Here is a 22,294-nt window from a genome sequence, read left to right as displayed (position 1 = left end):
AAACTGTGTAAAGAGGAGGGATTATGGCCGGAAACATCAAGGGAATTACGATTGAAATCGGTGGCGATACCCAGCCCTTACAACAGGCCCTAAAGGGTGTGAACAAGGCGTCCAGCGAAGCCACCAAAGAACTACGTCAAATCGATAAGGCTTTGAAATTTGATACAGGTAATGTTACCCTCCTAACTCAAAAGCAGGAAGTCTTAGCTAAACAAGTTGAAACCATCAAAGAAAAACTAGCCACGCTTCGCCAGGCTCAATCTCACGTTGAAGCCCAGTTCAAGGCTGGAAACATTGGTGCAGATCAGTACCGTGCCTTTCAACGTGAGGTGGAAAGTACACAAACTGTCCTGAAGAGTTATGAATCAAAGCTAGAAAGTGTGACCAAAGCTCTCTCAGAAAACGGAGCGCAGGTTAATACGAATCAATCAAAACTGAATAGTCTTCAAAGTGAACAAGCTCAGTTGGTGTCAGAGAGTGAGAAACTCAACAGTTCCTTCAAGTTACAAGAGTCTGCATTAGAATCGTCTGCCAGTGAATCGGATAAATTGGCATTGGCGCAGAAAAAGATTACTTCGTATTCAGAAATCCTTGAAAGACAAATTCATAATCTTGAGCAACAACTGTCTCTTACCAAGGATGAATATGGTGAGAACTCTGTTGAAGCTAATAAACTTGAGAAAACACTCAACGAAACAAAAACAGCCTATAACCATCTCCAACATGAAATGGAGGAAATGGCTTCTAGTTCTCATTCTGTCCAAGAAAGCCTATCAGAAACCAATAACCTTCTTAAAGCTGACCTACTCATGGAATTTGGGGAACAATTGGGAGAGTTGTCCCAGAAGTTGATTGACTTTGGTGGACAGACCTTGGATGCCTTTTTAGAGGTTGATGAGGGAATGGACATTATTGTCACAAAGACTGGAGCGACTGGATCAGCCCTTGACGAGATGACAGACATCGCAAAGGCTCTTGCGACGAAGATTCCAACAGATTTTCAGACTGCAGGTAGTGCCGTAGGGGAGTTGAATACGCAATTTGGCCTAACAGGAGATGCCTTAAAAAGTGCATCGAGCCAGTTGATTCAATTCTCTGAAATCAACGGGAGTGATGTGACAAGCTCTGCGATTTCTGCTAAACAAGCGATTGAAGCCTATGGGCTTAAAGCGACTGACTTATCACGTGTTTTAGATACGGTTACGTACACCAGTCAGGCAACTGGTGTCGGTGTTCAAGAGTTGATGGACAAGGCAGTAGCTGGAGCACCACAAATCAAAGCACTCGGACTTTCCTTTGATGAGGGTGTCACTTTGATGGGTCGGTTTGAGAAAGCAGGTGTGGATTCATCTGCGGCTCTCTCTTCATTATCAAAAGCAGCAGTAGGTTATGCCAAAGATGGCTTGACTCTGAAAGATGGTTTGGCTGGAACGGTAGAACAAATCAAACAATCCACCAGTGAAACAGAAGCCCTGTCATTGGCATCAGAGGTATTTGGCAGTAAAGCTGCCCCACGAATGGTTGATGCCATTAAACGAGGAGCCTTAACATTTGAAGCCCTAGCAGGAACAGCAGAAAAAGCTGCAGGTATCGTTACTCAAACCTATGAAGGGACGCTTGATCCCATTGACCAGTTCACAACAGCACAAAACAGTGCCAAATTGGCCATGGCAGAAATAGGTGACGCCATTGCTTCAACGCTTGCCCCAATCCTTCAGGTGCTAGCGGAGCTATTGCAAGAGGTAGCGACATGGTTTTCTGGACTATCAGAGCCTGTGAAACAGTTTATGGTCATTGTTGGTCTTTTGGTTGCTGGCTTTGGGTTATTACTCCCTGTTTTTCTTGCCCTGCAAGCTGCCGCTGTGGCAATGGGGACAACGATTGTCGGTTTACTAACTGCAGCAGCTCCGATTGTTGGTATTATTCTTGGTATCATTGCCGTTATTGCCTTACTGGTTGTTGGGATTCAACAACTCTGGCAACATCACGAAGGCTTTCGGACGGCTGTCATGGAAATATGGACAGCTATCTCCAGCTTTATCTCAACCGTCATTCAAGAAGTTTCCCGTTTTATCATGTCCATTTGGGGAACACTCACTACTTGGTGGAGTGAAAATCAACAACTGATCCTCGATGCCGCAAATACCGTATGGAATGCCATTTCAATGGTCATCACAACAGTTCTGACTATTCTTGGACCATTGATTCAAGCTAGTTGGGAACATATCAAACTCATCATCACAACCGCTTGGGAAATGATCAAGATAGTGGTCGAAACAGCTATCAATGTGGTTCTAGGAATTATCAAAGCAGTGATGCAGGTCATAACTGGTGATTGGTCAGGAGCTTGGGAAACCATCAAGCAGGTTTTATCTATGGCATGGGAGGCGATCAAATCATTCATTTCAATTGTGCTAAGTACCATTTCACAGTTGATTTCCAATGCGTGGAATGGAATCAGAGGGACGATATCCAATCTTATGTCTACGATTCAGGGTATTATCTCGTCTATTTGGAGTAGTATTCAATCCTTTATTAGCTCAATTTTATCGGGAATTAGTGGAACGGTTTCTTCGGCTTGGAATAATATTAAGGCTACCATTTCTGGTATTTTAAACGGTATTTCGAGTACCGTATCTTCTATTTGGAATGGTATCAAAAATAGCATCCGCAATGCCATTAATGGGGCAAGAGATGCAGTTAGTTCAGCTATTAATGCGATTAAAAATCTCTTTAACTTCCAAATCAGATGGCCGCATATTCCTCTTCCTCACTTTCGAGTGAGTGGTTCCGCAAATCCCCTAGACTGGCTCAAGGGAAACATTCCCAGTATCGGCATTGATTGGTATGCCAAAGGAGGGATTTTAACCAAGCCAACCGCCTTTGGGATGAATGGCAATAGTCTCATGGTTGGTGGTGAGGCTGGACGTGAAGCAGTATTGCCTTTGAATGAACAGACGCTTGGTGCAATTGGTCGAGGAATCGCAAATACCATGATAAGTAACCTACCAACCATTCACATTACCATTACAGGAAATACGGTGAGAGAAGAGGTAGACCTTCACCGTCTAGCGGAGATGGTTGGAGAAAAACTAGTGTATGAGTTAGAACGACAACAAGGATTGAGAGGAGTGAAACCATGATTCGACAGAATGCATTAACCATTAGTGGAGTGTCCACGGCTAGTTTTCCATTTAAGGTAATCGTGGAAGATAGCCCTTCTGTTACAGTGAGTGAAAGCAAGACACAATTGATAGAACACCAAGGCTTGTCAGGAGCAGTTCTTCAAACCAATCCTCGCAGAAGTGTCATGGAACTGAGCTACACCCTCTATCTTGTTAAACCAAGTGAAGAACAGCTATTTGCCTTTTTGAAGCTATTTTTGAAGGAGGGATTTTGGCTTGAGAATGCTAGTTTTACGACCATACGCTTTTGGTGCTACAAGGTTCACCATACTCCAGTTCAGAAGGATAAGCTGGGTGTGTATGAAACCAAGGTTACCTTTTCTTGTCACCCGACCAAGTGGTTCAAAACGACAAACATACAGGTGTTTAGAACTAGCAGCACATTACGATGTCACGGTTCAGCCATTGCTTTTCCAAAAATTACCATAAGCGGCAACTCAAGTAGTGAAACGAGCTTTACGATTGGAGATGATGTCATCCGCTTGGAGCGATTACAGGAAACACTCATTATGGACAACAATCCAAGTCAGCCACGTTTTAGGACACAAAGAGGTCAGCTTATCAAATGGGCGGGCGATTTTATTTCTATTGATGCAGGCAGAAATGACATAGTTGGAGTGGTCCTTGGTCCAGGTATCACATCATTAACGATTGAGACGAATTGGGGGTGGGCTTAGTGTTATCTTTATTAGACAAAACTGTTCGAACGGCAAAATGGCATGGGCAACCACTCCCTGAGACTAGTCAGGCGAGTGTCAAAGAAACCTTGAATGGTGATTTTGTCCTGACCTTTACTTATCCCATCACGGATAGTGGTTTGTATCATAATCTTAAAGAGGACTACCTCATTTGTAGTCCAACTCCAGTATTGGGACACCAATTGTTTCGGATAAAGAAAGTCATTGAAGGCGATACCAGTCTTGAGGTGATAGCTTATCACATTTCAGATGACATCATGACGAGGTTGGTATCACCTTTTAGGTGTGAACAAGTATCGTGTGCGACAGCTCTATCTAGCATGGTCATGGCAAGCAAGTCACCATTGGGAGATTTTTCCTTTACCAGTGACATTGTCAAGAACAGAACTTACACAGCTGATAAGGAACAGACGCTTTATTCCGCCTTGCTTGATGGGAAACATTCCATTGTTGGTACGTGGGAAGGTGAGCTTGTTAGAGACAATCTTGCTCTTTCCATTAGAGCTGAGCGAGGACAAGACCGTGGTGTGGTGATCTCAACACACTATAATTTGAAAAAGTATCAGAGAACAAAAGAAAGTTCACAGATTATTACTCGCATCCATGCCACTTCACCCTTCAAACAGGAAAGTCAAGACGAAGAAACCGTGCTTCAGGTGACGGTGGATAGTCCATTGATTACGCAGTATCCTTTCATCAATGAAGTGACCTATACCAATAACAACCTGAAAACCAGACAGGAGTTGATAGAGTGGGCAAGCGCTAAATTTCGCTTGGAGGGGATTGATAAGCCGAAAGATGCCATCGTCATTGGGGCCTTTGAGTTGGATGGTCAATCCGTTCATCTAGGCGATACCGTCACTTTAAAAAGCAAGTTACATGAGATTGACATGAAGAAGAAAGCCGTCGCCTATGACTATGACCCATTGGCGAAGAGTTATCGTGCCATTACCTTTGATGATCAGGCAGGTGTTGCCTCTAGCCCATCCAGCGGTAGCTTATCCACTTTGGCAAGTAATCTCATTGATGGGAACAAGCGGAGTGAAGATGTGGCTATTGATCGTGCGATTGAAAATGCCAATAGAGCCATTGAAGCAGAATTTGAGAAACGAAAAGTAGCGATTGACGACGCCATCGAACAGGCTCAAAGTCATGGAGAGGTCTATGCGGATCAACTAAAGGCTGGGATTGATGGTGAACTTTCTGCCCTTCAACAACAGATGCGGCAACAGGAAGAGGAGAATAATCGCACAATTCGTGACTTATTGGCAAAGGCTGGGGCAAACACCGACCTAGCAACAGAAGCTAAACAGCGAATCAGTACGGCTGAGAACTCAATTACGCAGACAGTTAATGGGCTGGAACAGCTCTCCACTCGGGTAACCGAATCGGCTGGTAAACTGAGCCAAGCAGAAACCCAGATACAGCAACTGGTTGGTGAGGTCTCAAGTAAGGTTTCTCAGACAACCTTTGCCAACCTGAAAAGGAGGGTTGATAGTCAGGCTACTTCAATCAATCAAAACCAGTCCGCCATTGCCTTGAAGGCAGAACAGCTCTATGTGGATGGGGTAAAAATGGTGGCAGATAGTGCCTTGTTACAGGCTAGTTCAAATCAGAGTCTCATTGTGCAAACCAAGGCCGAGTTGAGGGTCGCAATGGATGGTATTCAGTCTTCGGTAGCGAAAATAGACTATGACTCTTTGACAGGTCGTATCTCAAGTGCTGAGACAACCATACGAATGCAGGCAGGTGAAATCACCAAACGGTTGACGAGTACTGATGTCGACAGTAAACTCAAACATTATGCGACCGTGACCACCTTTCAGGAAGTTAAAGATACTGTCACTGGCCATACTCGAACGATTGGGGATCATACCAATCAAATCAGTCAAGTAGTTCAAACGGCTAATGGAATTGTGACACGAGTTGGCAATCTAGAAACAAGTCGCGCAACCACTGCGACAGTAACTGCCATTCAAACGCAGGTTTCAACCCTTGCAGGTTCGTGGGCAGTACGAAATTTGACTAGTAGAGGGACGGTATTGAGTCAACTCAATCTCAATAAGGATGGGACTGTCAAAATAGATGGGAAACTCGTCCAAATAACAGGTACCACCTATATTCAGGATGGGGTTATTGCAAGTGAGAAGATAGCCAGTCTGGATGCAGGAAAGATTACGTCTGGTATTATTTCAGCTACTCGAATTGGTGCAGAAGCGATTACAGCAGATAAGCTAAAGGTTGACCAAGCTTTCTTTCATAAGTTGACAGCTAATGATGCCTATCTGAGACAGTTGTTTGCCAAGTCTGCCTTTATTACGCAAGTGCAGGCGGTGACCCTCTCTGCCAATAAAATAGCTGGCGGGGTGTTAACTGCGACCAATGGTGCTATGAAGATTAACCTAACTCAAGGAAACATCAAGTTTTTCACCAACTCCCCCTCCATCTCTCGGGAAGTGACAGGCTATCCCCATCAGTGGGTTTCCTTTGAGACGGGAACCTCCAACGGCAAACCCTGCGGAGTGACGGTTATCGGCTCTAATAGATGGAACAATTGGAACACCAATGACGGTGGTTTTGTCGGAATAAGGGCATGGAATGGTGCTAATAATGACCAGATTGATATTGTGGGAGATAAGGTGAGATTAGCCAGTTCCCCTTATACTAATCCAGACGGCTGGTCGATTATGACCTTGCCTAAGCGCCTCAGTATCGATGCCTATGACAGTTCTGACAGACCAAGTTCTGTTCTAAACATTGGAGATATCCGTCTTTTTCGAAGTGGGACGAACTACGTCAGCTTAAAAGATGTCCTTCATCAATTCAATCATAATTTTAAACACTTAGTGAATATCACAGGTCGAGGGGATGTGCTTTTGACATGGGATACGATTAAATAAAGGAGTTCAAAAATGAATCTAGAACAAATCAACCAATCATTAAAACTAACCATTCAGGAGCTTGTCACAAAGCTCTCTGACCAAATGACTGCTAAGAACCTCATTGCCATCCAACTGGTGGAAAGAGATGAAGAACTTAGCTTATTGCGTAAAGAAAATCAGGAATTAACGGAACTGTTAGAAGTTCAGACAAAACCTGAAGAAGGGAAAGGAGAATAGATTTTATGGCACTCCTCAATATTGATAACGTAACAGAACCATTTGATTTAGAATGCGCCCTATCTTACATGCGAAAAAATGGCGAGTTTATTCGCTGTAAAACAGCAGAGCAGGATTTTTACATGTACCTAGAAGAAATCAAACGGCCTGCCATTAAAAATGGCAAGCGACAGTTGGTTACAACAGAAACGGTTTGGGCATTTAATCAGTGGGGAAGCACCACATTAACCTTGAATATCTCTGAGCTTTTCCAAGATTGTTTTTATCTGATGCGGTTTGATGAGAACGGTCAACCAGACTGGTCAGATCCTAGGGAAACAACAGAAAGTGAGGTAGCAGATGAAAGAATTAGTAACGCTTAATAAGATTTTATTCTCTGTGATTGGAGGACTGATTGGCAGTCTCTTTGGAGAGGTGGACGGTATCTTATATACCCTCCTTGTCTTCATTGTGATGGACTATCTGACAGGCATCTTTGCGGCGGTCGTTGAAAAGCAGCTGTCCAGCAGTATTGGGTTCAAGGGGATCTTTAAGAAGACTGTCATTTTGTGTTTGGTGGCAATCGGGCATCTGATTGATACAGCCATTATCCAGCAGGGTGGGGCGATTCGCACTATGGTGATTTTCTTTTACTTGAGCAACGAAGGCGTGAGTATTTTAGAAAATGCGGTACGAATCGGTTTACCTATTCCCGAGAAACTGCAAACACTCTTAAAACAATTCACGGAGAAGGAAGGAGATTAATATGGGAAAACATCTCATTATTTGTGGACATGGACAAGGTCCCAGTGGGTATGATCCAGGAGCGACCAATAGCTCACTTGGCGTTACAGAAGCAGGAAAGGTACGTGAGTTTGCGTCATTGATGAAACGATACTCTGGTCATCAGATTGATTACATCACGGACCAAAATGTTTACGACTATCGTAGTTTAGCTAGTCTTGGAAAAGGCTATGAGACGATAACAAAACTTCATTTCAATGCCTTCAATGGGCAAGCCAAAGGAGCAGAGGTATTACTTTATGCAGGGTACAATCCAGATGAGTTGGATCAGAAACTCCTTCATGTGCTCGCACGTCGCTTTACGAATCGAGGGTTCAAGAAAGTAGAGTGGCTCTACAATGCCAATGTCGCAGCAAGCCGTGGGTATAACTATCGCTTAGTTGAAATTGCCTTTATTGATAACAACAGCGATATGGCTATCTATGAACACCATAAAGATGCCATGGCTCGTGAGTTTGTACAAGCCATCACTGGGCAATCTCAAGCAGCTTCTCCCAGTCCCAACACTCCTCAATCAGGGGTTGCTTCCTATCACGTTGGTGATTCTGTGGTTGTTCAAAAGCATGCGACGCATTACCAGACGGGGCAAGGAATTTCGGCATGGGTAAAAGGTAAAACTTTTAAGATTATTCGTGTGAAGGATGTGAAACAATCGAACAGTAAGAAAGCCTATCTACTTGAAGGTATCCATTCATGGGTCTTGGAGCAGGATGTCAAAGGCACCACCAATGGTCATAGTGAAAAGACTTATACGGTTCAAAAGGGAGATACGTTATATGGTATTTCCAGGAAGTTTAAAACAAACTTAAAAGATTTGGTTCGATTGAATGAGATCAAAAATCCGAGTCTCATTTCTGTAGGTCAGAAGTTAACATTAAAATAAGCTACCGAATAGGCAGCTTTCATGGTATAATACTATTTGTAGAAAAGTGAAGACGGTGGCTCCTGAAACCGAAAGAGAGGTGTAGGGAGAGTCTGGGGATAGACTCTCCCTACTGGGCAATTCATCAAAATCTGACGGAAAGGAGGGAGCGCTTTTTGACCGCTTTTGAAGTCGTGCAGACGATTCTAGGCTTTGGTAGCTTTACCATTGCTTTGATTGGCTTGTGCTATAAAATCTTCAAAGATAAGGACAAAAAGAAATAGCCGTCAATACTTTGGCGAGTAACGGCTATTTCTATTAGCTTATAAACGAGCCACCGTCTTAGACGGTTCTACGTTGGAGTTTAGTTGGTAGCTCAGCTCCTTTTCTATACTTATTATACCATACTCCACGAAAATTTCAAATTATCTAGTGTATTTTTCAGCCTGACGACATGTTGGGCTTTTTCTTTTTATACTTTTTCTCAAAAAGTGCGGAAAAACATCTCTAACAATTACCTAGTAAGGTAAAGGGAGAAAATTTCCAACGATTTGGACTAAATCCCTTAAAACTGTACCTAGTAGATAGAAGGAATCATTTGTATTCCAATGACTATCGGCATAAAACGTTAAGGTTGAGATAGTTGGTCTGATAACTTGACTAATCCTCCTTTTAGAGTGATATATAGTGTGCCATTACATAGAAAGGAAGCGTAAATGACCGTAAAGAAGATTAGTGTTAATAAAAAAGTGTGTAAAAAACGAGTCTGTGCCTATATTCGAGTTTCAACAACGAATGGAAGTCAGTTAGATTCGTTAGAAAATCAGAAACAGTATTTTGAAAACCTGTATTCGAATAGAGAAGATATTGAGTTCATAGGTGTGTATTATGACCGAGGTATCTCAGGCTCTAAGGATAAACGTCCCCGTTTTCAAGCCATGCTAGAGGATTGCCGTGCAGGTAAGATTGATGTTATTCATACCAAATCCATTGCTCGCTTTGCCAGAAATACAGTTACTGTTCTTGAAATAAGTCGTGAACTGAAGGCGATAGGAATAGACATATTCTTTGAGGAACAACATATCCACACTCTTTCAAGTGAAGGTGAAGTGATGCTTTCAGTCTTAGCTAGTATTGCGGAGGATGAATTGAGGAGTATGAGTGGGAACCAGCGGTGGGCTTTTCAGAAGAAATTTCAACGAGGTGAACTAGTCATTAACACCAAACGTTTCCTAGGTTATGATGTCGACGAGAATGGATCGTTGATTGTCAATCCAGAAGAAGCTCTAATAGTGAGAGAAATATTCTCATTATATCTTGAAGGAAATGGTACACATCGCATTGCCAAACAGTTAAATGAACAAGGAGTTGCGACTGTTACGGGTGCTAAATGGCATGATACCACCATACGTCACATGTTAAGCAATGAAAAATACAAAGGGTCGGTCTTACTGCAGAAGTATTTTCATGATGGAGTGAATGGTCCTAAAAAATTGAACAAAGGCCAACTTGAACAATACTTGATAGAAGATAATCATGAAGCCATTATTTCGAAGGCGGACTGGCAAGCAGTCCAAGATAAATTAAGTAGTAGAAAATGGCAACAAGGTAGGAACAAAACCTATAGATTTACTGGGTTGTTAAAGTGTCAGCATTGTGGCTCGACTCTAAAGAGACAGGTTTCTTATAAGAAAAAGATTGTTTGGTGCTGTTCTAAGTACATAAAAGAGGGAAAGGTAGCGTGTCAAGGGATGCGAGTACCAGAAGTTGACATTTCAAATTGGACGATTGCCTCGCCTGTTACAGTGATAGAAAGGAATAAAGATGGGAAAAAATATTACAGTTATTCCGGCCAAGAAAGTACAGACCAGTGTTCTTCATCAGGTCAGGAAGAAAATCAAGGTAGCTGCTTATTGTCGGGTATCCACCGACCAAGACGAACAGCTATCAAGCTATGAGAATCAAGTCAATTACTACCGTGACTATATCTCAAAACATGAAGACTATGAGTTGGTTGACATTTATGCGGATGAGGGCATCTCAGCAACCAACACTAAAAAACGGGGTGCCTTCAACAGACTGATACAAGATTGTAGGGCAGGTAAGGTGGATAGGATTTTGGTCAAGTCAATCAGTCGATTTGCCAGAAACACACTAGACTGTATCAAATATGTCCGTGAGTTAAAAGAACTGGGTATCGGTGTTACCTTTGAGAAAGAAAATATTGATAGCCTTGATTCTAAAGGAGAGGTACTTTTAACCATTTTATCCTCCCTTGCCCAAGACGAGTCACGCTCTATTTCAGAGAATGCGACGTGGGGAATTCGCAAGAAGTTTGAACGTGGTGAGGTTCGTGTGAACACGACCAAGTTCATGGGATATGACAAGGATGAGAATGGTAAGCTTATCGTTAACCCTCAGCAAGCTGAAACTGTTAAATTCATATACGAGAAATTCTTAGAGGGGTATAGTCCTGAATCCATAGCTAAGTATTTGAATGACAATGAAATACCTGGTTGGACAGGAAAGGCAAATTGGTATCCAAGTGCTATACAGAAAATGCTTCAAAATGAAAAGTACAAGGGTGATGCCTTATTGCAAAAGACTTTTACAGTTGATTTTCTGACTAAGAAACGAGTTCAAAATGATGGTCAAGTTAATCAATATTATGTGGAAAATAGTCATGATGCGATTATTGATTCGGAATTGTGGGAGACGGTTCAATTAGAAATAGCTAGACGAAAATCCTACCGAAAAGAACACCGGCTCAAGTTTTACATCATGCAAGGTGAAGATAATCCTTTTGTCACCAAAGTATTTTGTGAGGAATGTGGGTCAGCCTTTGGTAGAAAGAACTGGACAACAAGTCGAGGTAAACGTAAGGTTTGGCAGTGTAACAACCGCTACAAGGTCAAAGGACAGATTGGTTGTCAGAATAACCATATTGACGAAGGAATGCTTGAGAAAGCCTTTATGAAGGCAGTTGAATTACTTCGGGAGCATAAAGATGATGTACTGGATAAGCGGCAAAGCCTAGAGAATGGAGCAAATCTTCTTCATAAGCACTATGCCAAGCAGACATATCAGTTATTGGATCTAGAGCAGTTTGAGGGAAATGTTATGAACCAGGTTCTCGATCACATCAGCATTTCAGAAGATGGGCAGATTATGGTAGTTTTCCTCGAAGGAACTGAAGTAGAGTTATAGAGGCTGTAAGACGGTAGTTATCACTATTGTTTTACAGCCTTTTTTGTGTTTTTGTGGTATACTTATTTTAAAGTAAGTATGTGGTGTGTTATGAAAACTCAGATTGATTTATTGATGTATTCTAGGTCTCAAAGAAATTAAATAGTATTTTTTATAGAAGTGAGGTGGTTTTATGTGTAAAGAGTGGTACACAACTGCAGCAGGTATTAAGCAAAAATTTGAGAAATCTGACGAATTTGAGAATTTAAAGTTCAAATTGAAAGAAGATGGAATTATTTTTGAAGGGGATTGTGGTGGTTTAGTCACCTCACAATTAATAGAGCACGGACACTTTGCACTTAGTGAGCTCTTCTTAGAAGGAGAGGAAATTGTTGATGAGTATGAAGAAAATGATTATAGAAGATATATTGGACATACAGATTTTCATCTTGGTTGGAATTACTATTTATATGATCCTGATATTTTAGATTTTGAGCAGGCTTATAGAATGGCAGAACGTAATTTTGAAGATTATCTACTATGATATACTATTGAGATGATAGAGGAGAATATTGATGAAAAATATTATAAGTGATAAAATACTAGTTTTCTTTGATACAAACATTTTTCGAAATACGGGATTTAATTTTCAAAATGAGTTTTATGTTAGATTGATGGAATTGAAAATTAAATTTCCTAATTTAACTATTTTGGTTGTTCCTGTGCTATATCATGAAATACTCAATCAGTTGAGAAAAGCTACAGAAATCCAAATCAAGGAAGTAGAAGCGGTAATGGAATCTCTAGAAAGGAACAAATTTGGAACTTATTCAGATAAATTGGATATTAGTCAATTTAATGCGGACGATTTTATAGATAGTAAAATTACTGAATTAAAGGATTTTCTTTTACATTTTACTGAAGCAAAATATTTTGATTTAGATAATGAGGAATTTTCGTATAATACTTCAGAAGTATTGCAAGATTTTTTTGATGGGAATGCTCCATTTTCGGGAAATAAAAAATATGAATTTAAAGATGCCTTTTTAATTCAGAATATAAAGCAGATTGTTTCGGGGGAGGCAGAGAATAGTGAGAGTCAAGTTATAATTGTTTCAGCTGATGTCGGCTTCAGAGAAGGAGTAATGTCAAAGATTGATAGAGAGATAATTATTTATGACGATTATAAAAAATTCTTTGATTTATTGTCCCAGAGAGAAGAAAAGTATCAGTCTTTTTATTCTTTTGTTTCAGAGAATGATTTTTCACATATAGTTAATGATAAACTTAGTAAATTTAAATGTAGTTTTGTTGAGAAATATATTCTGGAAAAAGAGGATATTGTGGTTGATGGAAGAGATTTAGATAAAAAGGGTTACCATCATGGATATGATTACAATGAAATCTGTATAAATACTTTTAAGATTATTGATAAGGAACCTAAAATTAATATTATTAGAATTGATGGTATGAGGGCAAATTTATCTATAAGTTACAAGTATCGAATATCATTAACAGGTATTGTAGATAATGGATATTATAATGAGAGTCAGACTGTTGACGAGGAGCATATTACCACTGTTCTACTTAATATGAAAGTAGAAGAAAATCATGAAAATTTTGATATAATTGAGTCAAATGTAGAAAAGATAGTTCTATATAAAAAAACATTGAGAAAGCGATCTGAGCCAAGATATGTATATTCGGGTGAGTATGTGCCGTCTTTGCAACCTGATTTATCTGAATTTACAATTTTGTGTGAAAATTGTAAAAAAGAATCGAATTTTGATAGTCCCACAAGTAGAGACTTTGAAGTTACAGCTAGTTGGGAAGGAAATATGGGAGATTTGGTTCAACATACTTACTATTTTAATGAAAACTGTTCTTATTGTGGAAATGATTTTGAAGGAGAATTTATTGTAACTGAGTATCCTTATTTGATGATTGACAATTGTGAAGCTAGTTGTAAGGGAGGCGAAGTGAGTACTTTGGATTACAGCTATTATTAAGTATATTATTTGATTCCGTTCCACAGTATCATTCTAAAATTACTTTCACTCTCTTTCGTCTATTAGTATAGAAGAAAGCTCTCAGCACACGTGGAGTGTGTTGCACTGCTCGTAAAAGCCTAGAAACCTTTGAACGAAAGGGATAGTAAAAAGCCTTGGTATCAAGGCTTTTTGCTTTATGGCGGGGAAGTATCAGAGTGAGTAATTTTTTGGAGTGATTAGAAGTGATAGCTAGAAATTATCCAATTCTATTTCCATTTACCCTGTGGGTATGTGTTTATTTCCATTGACAAGGTGTTTAGGGGAATAGAAACGTACCCACCTCTAATATCGCCAGAATGGTAGATTGAAGTAAGAGTATAGAAATTGATACAATTATTGGATTTGATACTTGTAGATAAGGCACCAAAAAGTTGGTGCTTTTCTGCTATATATCTGCTTCAATCCTATTTCTTAAGTACAATTAAAGAGTAGATTTCTAGAAAGGAGGTAAAGCCACATGGTAAGAAGGAAGAACCAAATACCAACTCGACAACAAGAGAAGATTCGTCAAGCTTTTGAATCAGAGCGTATTGTTGAAGTTATTCCAGCAAAGAGAGTGTTACCTCAAAGAAGCTAAAAGTAGCTGCATACTGCCGTGTTAGTACGTTTGATGAATCTCAGTCAGTTAGTTTTGAATTGCAAAAGCAGTCCTATACCAAGAAAATTAATGCGAATCCAGCATGGGTGATGGCGGGTATCTATGCTGATTAGGGAGCATCGGGAACCTCTATCAAGCGTAGGGAGCAGTTCAAGAGGATGCTTGAGGACTGTCGGGCTGGTAAGATAGATTTGATTATCGTCAAGAGCGTGAGTCGTTTTGCTAGGAATCAGCTTGATTTCATTGGTATCTGCCGTGAACTTAAAGGTCTGGCTAATCCTGTGGGCATATCATTGAAGATATCAACCTTAATACCCTAGATACCGACAGCGAGTTTATCTTGGGTATTATGGCGATTGTGGCTCAAGGGGAGAGTGAGCAAAAGAGTGCATCTATAACTTGATCAATCATTGAACGCTTCAAGCGTGGTATCCCAATTATGCCTACTCATTATTTGCTTGGCTATACAAAGGATAAGTACGGTAGAATTGTGATTGATGAAACCGAGGCTAAGATTGTACGCTTTATCTATGACTCATACATCAGTGGTATGTCTGCAAAGGATATTGCTGGTGAGTTGATGAAAAATGGTATCCCAACAGCTACTGGTCGGGATATCTGGTCAAATTTATCGGTCTATAACATTCTCAGAAATGAGAAGTATAAGGGTGAAATCATTATGCAGAAGACGTTCACGGTTGACTGTTTCAGACACAAGAGTCGGAAGAATAATTAAAAAAATGGTATCCCTTCAATCATACCTGAAGCGAAGTGGTACTTAGTGCAAGAGTTATTAACTCAACCAAGAAGACATTCGAAATCTACACAACGACTTAAGGCACCTAAGTTCTTCATCAAACGCATCAAATCAGGTATATTGAGGGATTTTATTGTGCTTGATTCTTCCTGGAAGAAGATAGGTCATTTATGTTAGTTCCTTTCAGACAAATGTGGTAGTTTATCTGAGCCTAACACAGATGGCATTTTCTGTCTAGCTTAATTTTACAAATTGGGATAGTTAAACTTGACGCAGTGATTGAGTGGGCTCAAATTCGCTGATGTTATCAGCTTTTACAGTCCCACTCTCATTTTTGTTGCATATAAAATTTAAAGTTGACATTATAGATTAAGTGGTCTATAATTATAAATCGGAGGGAAGACTATGAGAAAAGAATAAACAACAAGACTTCGCAGAGAAAAAATCATTGCCACAGCCCTGAGCGAATTTGCCTCAAAAGGCTATAAAGGATTTGTCATCAATGAACTTTGCAAGGTAGATGGGATTTCTAAAGGAGTTTTGTATCATAATTTCTCAGGGAAGTCGGATCTCTATCTGGCATGTGTTCAGGAAAGTTTTGAAAAAGCTTTGACCGTGTTTTTGGGGGAGGAAGGGCAGGTGCCCTCCCTGGTTGATTATATGGAAAGACGTCACCAATTTTATCAGCAATTCCCAGAACATAGTCACATTTTCTTTGAAGCAATGATTGCGACACCGGAAGAATTAGAGGCGGAGATTGCTCCTCAAAAGGAAGTCTTTTTGAACTTGAATGAACAGGTTTGTCAAAAATTACTATCAGAATCTAAACTAAAGGATCATATCGATGAGAAGCAGGCCACGGCTTATCTAAGATTGATACAGGATATGTTTCGTTCTTACTATCTAACCGTTTCGTCAGACAATAGCTTGACAAACTTGGTTTCGGGATATGAACAACAATTATCACACGTTTTGGAGATGATGATTTATGGAATAATAGAGGATGATCCCTCTAAAAAAGGAGAAACATAATGTCTAAAAATTGGAAATGGTTGTCACTACTTGTAGGTATTTTTGCTATATTTGCTGGATTTCGTATTCTGGTAAACCCAGCTATTAGTCTAGCTTCAATGACCTTCATATTTGCTCTTGTATTCGCAGTTCAGGGAATCTCTGAGATTGTGCAGTACTTCAAATCTGAAGAAAAGTATGGATGGAATTTATTCGGAGGGATTGTAACCCTCATCCTAGCCCTTACCTTATTCTCAGGTAGCTTTATTGAAATGGTAACCTTTGTGCCATTTATTATTTCATTCTGGGCCTTGACAAATGGAATTACAAAATTGTTGGTTGGTTTCAAGGTTCGTAAGGCAGACAAGTCGATCGGAACCCCACTAGTATGGATGGGAATCTTGGGAATAATCGCTGGCTTGATTATGATGGGGCACCCATTGATGACAGGACTTTTCATCAGCTACACCATTGCTTTTGTCTTTATTTATCAAGGCATTGCAGCTATTGTTCAATTCTTTAAAACTAACTAATAAAAAGAGGCTAAAAAGCCTCTTTCTTGTAGGTGGAATATGTTTGGAAAAAAAGAAATTTATTTGACCTTATTAGGTTTATTCTACAGCAGTATAATTGGGTTTGTTTCCTATAGTTTTATCATGGCTGAGAAGTTAGGAAGTCATTTGTTATGGGAGAGTCTTCCCCATCAGTTTCATTTTGGAACGATCTATTCGCTAGTGATCTTGGTTCTATTAACCTGTTTGGTTGTTTTTCTTAAAAATAAGTGGGGAAATTTGCCAAGGACTAGCCATGATTTGCTTCATGAATTGGATAAAAATGAAACGGTATCCTATCATAATACTTGGCAAAATCTTGTCTTAGCGCTTGTGATTTTGGTATCAGGCGCAGGAGTTGGTCCAGAAGCGCCTCTTTTAGGAGCGGTAATTGCTTATTCCATCTGGCAGGCGGATAAGCTACGCTATCTGGAAGCCAACTGGGAGCAGTTGAGAGGACAGAGGATAGGGATGTGGGTAAACTATCTCTTTCATCCTAGGTTTTATCTTTTGCCTTATCCAAGTAGCCAAAAGCAAACGGGGAAAAAATTACGCAATTTATTGATTGTAAATGGTTTTCTGGTTTTTTGGCTTATGATGAGATTGACAGATCAACCCTCTTTTGTGACCAAGTTGGGGGAAACTGATTGGTCATTGATGGATATTCTCTTTTTTTTACCGCTCTGTTTATATGGATTTGCAATCGGTAAGTGTTGTGCTTGGTTGAGAGGAGTTATTCGTGCCAGTTTAAATCGTTTCAACCTGACCTTAGCTATCAAGATTAGTATTGGAGGGGCCGCTATCTTTCTGGTAACAGTGTTAGCACCAACCTTACTATTTTCAGGTCAACATAGCCTACATTCCATGGTTGAACTCGGGTTGGAAACACCTGTTTTAAGCTTAATGATTTTGTCTTTTGTTAAACTGATTTTCTTAGAGATTTGTTTGTGGTCGGGTTGGACTGGTGGGGACATTTTCCCGGTAACTTTTGCAGCCTTTTTACAAGGGTTTGCAGTTGCGCAAGTCTTTCCACAAGTGGATAACTTATTTGTCGTTTTAGTCGTTAGTTTATCCATGGCTATTGCTCTTCTCGAAAAGGAGTGGTTGGCAGGTATCTTTATCAGTTTATTCTTTCCTGTCCAGCTCTTACCACTTTCTTTGCTGATGATTGGATTGACGATATTTGGACGAAAATTAGCATCGTCGCTTAGAAAAAATGAAAAAACTGATTTTTAAGAATCAGTTTTTTTCTTGTCAGTTTTAACGGCTAGGGAATAGTGTTTGCTGACTTCGGTGTAGTAGCTAACCACAAGGCCAGATAGACTTCCTAAGAAGAGAATACCATAAATGGCTAAAATAATACTGATTATCCGACCGAGCGTCGTTGTGACCAGCAAATCACCATAACCAACAGTCGTTGCTGTCACAAAACTATACCATAAGCTGTCCCCATAGTTTGTAAAGCCAGGTTCTAACCAGAGGAGTAAGCCAGCTGATAGAAAGATAAAACTAAAAAAGGAAGTAAGGAAAGTGGCGAAGCCAGTTACTCTCAAGAGTTGCCAAATGATGCGTAGGCGGTGAATTTGTTTCTTATTTTGAATCATTTTTTCTTCTTTCTGCAATATAATCTAATTTGCTCTGCCGATTGCGTTTCTTAAACAAGGCCTCGGCAGACATAGCTTCCTGCTTACTAGCAAAGGATTCCTGATAGAGCAGGCTGACAGGCAAGCGTGCACGGGTGTACTTAGCCCCTTTGCCACGATTATGGGTGGCAAACCGCTTCTCCACATCAGTCGTATAACCAATATAAAGACTCCCGTCGGCACATTCCAAAACATACAAGTCTAGTGACAAATCTGATATGTACGTTACTTTGTTTATAACATCAGAGAGTGCTGATGTAAGCTCAGATAGGAAAAAGCCCATCCATTTTTCCATCTTAGTATCCTGGTACTCTCTTGCTGACTGAAATGGCAAGTATGAACGGTCAATCATTTTAATCCCTCCAATCCACCAGCGGAATGACCGCCGATAAGTTTACTGCGTTCAATATTTCTGGAACCTTCAGTTAGGACGGTTCCTTTTTGTATGGCTAAAAAGCCATACTGTTCTCTGACAACATCAATTGCTGTCTGAAGTCTGTTTTCTTTTTCAATTTGTTCTACATCATCAAAAAGTGATAGCAGAGTATAGCTTTCATCTACGAAGCCACTATAAGAGACACCGATTTGTTTCACTGCACCAGAGGTGTATTTCTTTCGGAATAATTCAAGTACACGGCTCACCATTGTTTTTGGGAGATTTGCGGGGTCTATTTTTTTCTGAGCATTTATAGATTTTTTCATCTCAGTCCTAGAATAGCCAATATGGATTGAAACAACAGTTGCTTTCTTATGGGCTGAACGCAGTCGATTAGCAACTTGATCAGCCATTTCAGCTAATACGATTTCAATTTCCCTTTGGGTTCTATAATCTCTAGGAAGTACTTGTGAGTTTCCCAACCCTCGTGATTTTGGTTTATAGGGTTCATGGACATTGCTCTCATCAACACCGTTTGCGTGAAACCATAGCTGAACACCGACTTTACCGAATTCTTTTTTGAGAATATCAGGATTGTAATTGGCTAGCTCTTTGATTGAATGAATACTAAGTTTTTGTAAATGAATCTCGGTTTTACTACCAATCCCCCAAAAATCGGTTAGGTTTGGTATTGCCCAGACTTTAGTTTCCACATCCTCACAGGACCAGTTAGCCCTCATTGTAGCAGTTTTTTTAGCTTCATTGTCTAAAGCAAGTTTAGCCAGAAGAGGATTGGAATTGCTCATTCCTACAGTTGAGATAATACCTGTTTTACGGTAAATATCTCTCTGAATCAAGGCAGAAACATTATCCAACTTATCTTTCCTAGACATTGAACTATCAGGAATAAAATAAGAAAGTGAGCTTGTCAGGTCAATAAAGCCTTCATCGATTGAATAGGGCAGAATATCATCAGGAGCAGCATAGTCTTGAAAGATATGCTGAATCTCTAGATTCTTCTCAATATATCTGTCCATTCGAGGAGGAACGATGAGTGTACGCTTTGCCCAGTGTTCAATAAACGATTTATACTTTGGTGTTACCTCAATTCCCTGTTTCCATGCATTTTGATAGCTGAGTTTTCGAGTGTTGATATCAAATGGCAAGTCGTAGGAACGACCTACATTTGCTTTACCGAAGACTTTCTTAAACATAGGAGAAGAAGCGAGAATCAATCCTGCCGAGTTGTCTGCACGGATCATGACGCACAGTGATGTATAGAGTGGATGTAAACCTCTATCCACACATTCTACAGAAGCGTAGAAGGACTTCATATCGAGGAAGGCTATATCACTTTGAGGTTCAATAGAATAGTCGATATAGCCCATAGAATTATCTCCGTTTGAGTTTTTCTAGCTCTTCGATAAGTTCTCCGATATAGTCAGTGATGTCGTATTCAAATTTGTCAGGGGTGAAGATAATACGTTCGTCTTTGATGTAAATCATTTCTTTAACATTCATTGGTATTGTCATCCTCCTCGGTCATAGCAATTAAAATAGAATCCTCAATCAAAAAAGCGTAAGGATAAATTTTTGCATCCTCATTTTGAGGAATAAGAATTTCATCGAATCCTCCATTCTCTAGTCGCTCTTCAAAGTTGTCCATATTGAATATTTCAACTTTACAATCAGTGTTGAAACCAAACGTTCCAAGTTCTAAAATATCTTTTAATTTCATGACTACACTCCCTCGACAGGCATAAAGTGTCCCACAACTAGACCAACAATTCTTGGTTCATCCTCATAAGGGATGAACTTCTCAGGATAGTCCTTATTCAGGGAAAACATTCTAAATCCATCCTCATCACGGTAGAGCTTTTTGATATAGACAGAATCATTCCACGCTACGGCATAAATAGCTCCGTCGTAGTCGAAACCATTCAAGCGAATAAGTGCGACTTCACCACTCTTATAGACAGGCCCATAGAGTCTCCCTCAATCCATACTGCAATGTCGTAACCGTATTGTTCCTCATCAGAGTAAACTGTCTCAGTTTCAAACTCGTCAAAGAATCCTTCTCCCAGACCAGCAAACAGTTGAACATCTGATAGTACTTGTACGGAGAAGAGAGGAGTACCTTCTCTGGCTTCTACCAGCGTTTTTTCATATTGTTTTTGAGCCTGTTTCGCTAGATAGAATATCTTCTTGTATCCGCAGTTTTGTCTTCTCTTAGGACAGGCATTACAGACAAATGGGGCTTTCTCTAATAGAGGACAAACGAGTCCATCGCTGGTAGACTCTCTGACTTGTCTGTTTCGTTTGACTTCTTTTGAGATTGTTGTAGGATCTTTTAGGATAGACTGAGCGATTGCTTTGAAAGTTTCCTTTCGATCTAATCCCAATTGTATATCGTTTCGGTCTGAGAGAGTAAGGTGTTTGTGTTTCGTCATAGTAGGAACTCATTTCTAACTCAAACGTCTCAGATTTAATTCTACCACAAAAATTCATTTTAGACTAACTTCCACTTTGGAAAGGGAAGTGGAACTTACTTTGATAAATTACAGAAATTACATTCATGCGTATGGCGTGTCTTTATATTATTGACACTTGCCACTGCTTGTGCTATAATTTATCCTGTATTTTTATGTGATGTTTTCGGAGCGTTCGGAGGTTCGGCGCATGACATACAGCGATAACCGCCTATGCTTGGGTGCATCTGCCATTCTGAAAAGTGTTTATTTTAGGGCGTTTGCAGTAAATGTAAAAACGATAGCACTGGGGAAATATTTGTATCAATTTGGACACGCAATATGGTATGGCTGTGCTCCGAATGTGGTAAATACATTTTGCAAGGGATATGACTGGACAGGCAAAAAGGTGGTTGCTTGTGCTACTTCGGGAGGCAGTGGTATCGGTAAGACAGCGGACAAGTTAAAGCCATATGTGGACGGAGCGGTATCTGTGGATGTAAAGATTGTTCATAGTGATATGGAAGTGAAGAATTTTGTGGAGTATATAGAAGTGTGAGTAATTTTTAATGATGTAAATCGGGATTTGTTGAGGTGAATAATCGAATGAAGTTTAATTCTTTAATACCGGAATTGACGGTGGTGAATTTGGAGCAAACAAAGAAATTCTATATTGACATTTTGCATTTCAGCGTTGAGTATGAACGGCAAGAAGACAAATCCATTTTTATAAATCATTCCTTTCGTTTCACTCAAGGCACAACACTGAATGAAAAAGTGTTGTGCGCTTTATTTTGGACTATAATATAAAGAGAGAAGGCCTATTACTACTACAAATCACGGGGAGGAGAGTAAGTGAGTAGTTCAGCTACTACCTCACATTTTTATAGGTGTAGCTCTTCCTATCAAGCACAACTAACTGTGACTTTGAGCACGTAAACTTATAATTGGATAAGCGACTCGTTTGTGTAAGGGAAGAGCAGTCAAGGGATAGGCACTTCTCAAA

20 protein-coding genes and 4 pseudogenes are annotated in these 22,294 nt (G+C 40.0%); 17 read left to right on the top strand and 7 right to left on the bottom strand.

Translation table 11 applies throughout. The annotated features are described in order from the left end of the window. Positions 1–23 precede the first annotated feature (23 nt). The 16 genes and pseudogenes from E4T82_RS08230 (at position 24) to E4T82_RS08155 (ending at position 18,037) form a co-directional block, all read left to right on the top strand. The gene (locus tag E4T82_RS08230) at positions 24–3,143 is read left to right on the top strand and encodes a phage tail tape measure protein (RefSeq protein WP_135182358.1); all 3,120 of its coding nucleotides are present in this window, start codon (positions 24–26) and stop codon (positions 3,141–3,143) included. Then, complete coding sequence (locus E4T82_RS08225) at positions 3,140–3,862, top strand: phage tail protein (RefSeq protein WP_135182357.1); 723 nt, start codon at positions 3,140–3,142, stop codon at positions 3,860–3,862. The genes E4T82_RS08230 and E4T82_RS08225 overlap by 4 nt, the downstream gene beginning before the upstream one ends. Further along, positions 3,862–6,783: a phage tail spike protein gene (locus tag E4T82_RS08220; RefSeq protein ID WP_135182356.1), complete on the top strand. Its 2,922-nt coding sequence runs from the start codon at positions 3,862–3,864 to the stop codon at positions 6,781–6,783. The genes E4T82_RS08225 and E4T82_RS08220 overlap by 1 nt, the downstream gene beginning before the upstream one ends. Positions 6,784–6,795: 12 nt before the next feature. Continuing rightward, positions 6,796–7,002 carry a hypothetical protein gene (locus tag E4T82_RS08215; RefSeq protein ID WP_135182355.1) on the top strand — a complete coding sequence of 69 codons (207 nt, stop codon included), beginning with the start codon at positions 6,796–6,798 and terminating at the stop codon, positions 7,000–7,002. 5 nt (positions 7,003–7,007) lie between these two features. Next, on the top strand, positions 7,008–7,364 hold the full coding sequence (locus E4T82_RS08210; RefSeq protein WP_135182354.1) for a hypothetical protein: 357 nt from the start codon (positions 7,008–7,010) through the stop codon (positions 7,362–7,364). Further along, on the top strand, positions 7,342–7,746 hold the full coding sequence (locus tag E4T82_RS08205; RefSeq protein ID WP_135182353.1) for a phage holin family protein: 405 nt from the start codon (positions 7,342–7,344) through the stop codon (positions 7,744–7,746). The genes E4T82_RS08210 and E4T82_RS08205 overlap by 23 nt, the downstream gene beginning before the upstream one ends. A 1-nt stretch (position 7,747) precedes the next feature. Beyond that, positions 7,748–8,656: pseudogene (locus E4T82_RS08200) on the top strand (LysM peptidoglycan-binding domain-containing protein); the annotation flags it as partial. A gap of 131 nt (positions 8,657–8,787) precedes the next feature. Continuing rightward, positions 8,788–8,931, top strand: a complete 144-nt coding sequence (locus tag E4T82_RS08195; RefSeq protein ID WP_167753599.1) for a putative holin-like toxin — start codon at positions 8,788–8,790, stop codon at positions 8,929–8,931. Between the two features lie 432 nt (positions 8,932–9,363). Continuing rightward, positions 9,364–10,605 (top strand): recombinase family protein, encoded by a 1,242-nt coding sequence (locus E4T82_RS08190; RefSeq protein WP_135182350.1) that lies wholly within the window; start codon positions 9,364–9,366, stop codon positions 10,603–10,605. Next, entirely contained in the window at positions 10,493–11,854 is a 1,362-nt protein-coding gene (locus tag E4T82_RS08185) for a recombinase family protein (protein WP_245167495.1), read from the top strand. The genes E4T82_RS08190 and E4T82_RS08185 overlap by 113 nt, the downstream gene beginning before the upstream one ends. 172 nt (positions 11,855–12,026) lie before the next feature. After that, on the top strand, positions 12,027–12,377 hold the full coding sequence (locus E4T82_RS08180) for a hypothetical protein (protein WP_135182349.1): 351 nt from the start codon (positions 12,027–12,029) through the stop codon (positions 12,375–12,377). Between the two features lie 31 nt (positions 12,378–12,408). Continuing rightward, positions 12,409–13,842: a PIN domain-containing protein gene (locus E4T82_RS08175; RefSeq protein WP_135182348.1), complete on the top strand. Its 1,434-nt coding sequence runs from the start codon at positions 12,409–12,411 to the stop codon at positions 13,840–13,842. Positions 13,843–14,341: 499 nt separating this feature from the next. Next, a pseudogene (locus tag E4T82_RS13185) lies at positions 14,342–15,416 on the top strand (recombinase family protein). A gap of 267 nt (positions 15,417–15,683) precedes the next feature. Continuing rightward, complete coding sequence (locus E4T82_RS08165) at positions 15,684–16,271, top strand: TetR/AcrR family transcriptional regulator (protein ID WP_322783542.1); 588 nt, start codon at positions 15,684–15,686, stop codon at positions 16,269–16,271. Further along, the gene (locus tag E4T82_RS08160; protein ID WP_135182347.1) at positions 16,271–16,783 is read left to right on the top strand and encodes an HdeD family acid-resistance protein; all 513 of its coding nucleotides are present in this window, start codon (positions 16,271–16,273) and stop codon (positions 16,781–16,783) included. The genes E4T82_RS08165 and E4T82_RS08160 overlap by 1 nt, the downstream gene beginning before the upstream one ends. 39 nt (positions 16,784–16,822) lie before the next feature. Next, on the top strand, positions 16,823–18,037 hold the full coding sequence (locus E4T82_RS08155) for a chloride channel protein (RefSeq protein ID WP_135182346.1): 1,215 nt from the start codon (positions 16,823–16,825) through the stop codon (positions 18,035–18,037). Here the strand turns inward: E4T82_RS08155 and E4T82_RS08150 are convergent. The 7 genes and pseudogenes from E4T82_RS08150 to E4T82_RS12665 all read right to left on the bottom strand — a co-directional run. Continuing rightward, positions 18,034–18,402, bottom strand: a complete 369-nt coding sequence (locus E4T82_RS08150) for a potassium channel family protein (protein WP_135182403.1) — start codon at positions 18,400–18,402, stop codon at positions 18,034–18,036. The two genes, E4T82_RS08155 and E4T82_RS08150, sit on opposite strands and share 4 nt — an antisense overlap. Continuing rightward, positions 18,392–18,655, bottom strand: coding sequence for a GIY-YIG nuclease family protein (locus E4T82_RS08145; protein ID WP_135182404.1), 264 nt, complete (start codon positions 18,653–18,655; stop codon positions 18,392–18,394). The genes E4T82_RS08150 and E4T82_RS08145 overlap by 11 nt, the downstream gene beginning before the upstream one ends. Positions 18,656–18,792: 137 nt before the next feature. Further along, positions 18,793–20,208 carry a Y-family DNA polymerase gene (locus E4T82_RS08140; protein WP_135182345.1) on the bottom strand — a complete coding sequence of 472 codons (1,416 nt, stop codon included), beginning with the start codon at positions 20,206–20,208 and terminating at the stop codon, positions 18,793–18,795. Positions 20,209–20,212: 4 nt separating this feature from the next. Further along, positions 20,213–20,341 (bottom strand): hypothetical protein, encoded by a 129-nt coding sequence (locus tag E4T82_RS13010; RefSeq protein ID WP_014636309.1) that lies wholly within the window; start codon positions 20,339–20,341, stop codon positions 20,213–20,215. Beyond that, positions 20,331–20,558, bottom strand: coding sequence for a hypothetical protein (locus E4T82_RS08135; protein ID WP_135182344.1), 228 nt, complete (start codon positions 20,556–20,558; stop codon positions 20,331–20,333). Before E4T82_RS08135 ends, E4T82_RS13010 begins: the two co-directional genes overlap by 11 nt. Positions 20,559–20,560: 2 nt before the next feature. Beyond that, positions 20,561–20,955: pseudogene (locus E4T82_RS08130) on the bottom strand (S24 family peptidase); the annotation flags it as partial. Then, a pseudogene (locus tag E4T82_RS12665) lies at positions 20,941–21,270 on the bottom strand (helix-turn-helix domain-containing protein); the annotation flags it as partial. The pseudogenes E4T82_RS12665 and E4T82_RS08130, both read right to left, overlap by 15 nt. Positions 21,271–21,499: 229 nt before the next feature. Here E4T82_RS12665 and E4T82_RS08125 point away from each other — a divergent pair. Next, positions 21,500–21,847 carry a flavodoxin gene (locus tag E4T82_RS08125; protein ID WP_209304578.1) on the top strand — a complete coding sequence of 116 codons (348 nt, stop codon included), beginning with the start codon at positions 21,500–21,502 and terminating at the stop codon, positions 21,845–21,847. The last annotated feature ends 447 nt before the right edge of the window (positions 21,848–22,294 follow it).

It is taken from the genome of Streptococcus cuniculi, from assembly GCF_004570575.1.
Classification (GTDB): Bacteria; Bacillota; Bacilli; order Lactobacillales; family Streptococcaceae; genus Streptococcus; species Streptococcus cuniculi_A.
This window is presented reverse-complemented; position numbering and strand designations above follow the sequence as displayed.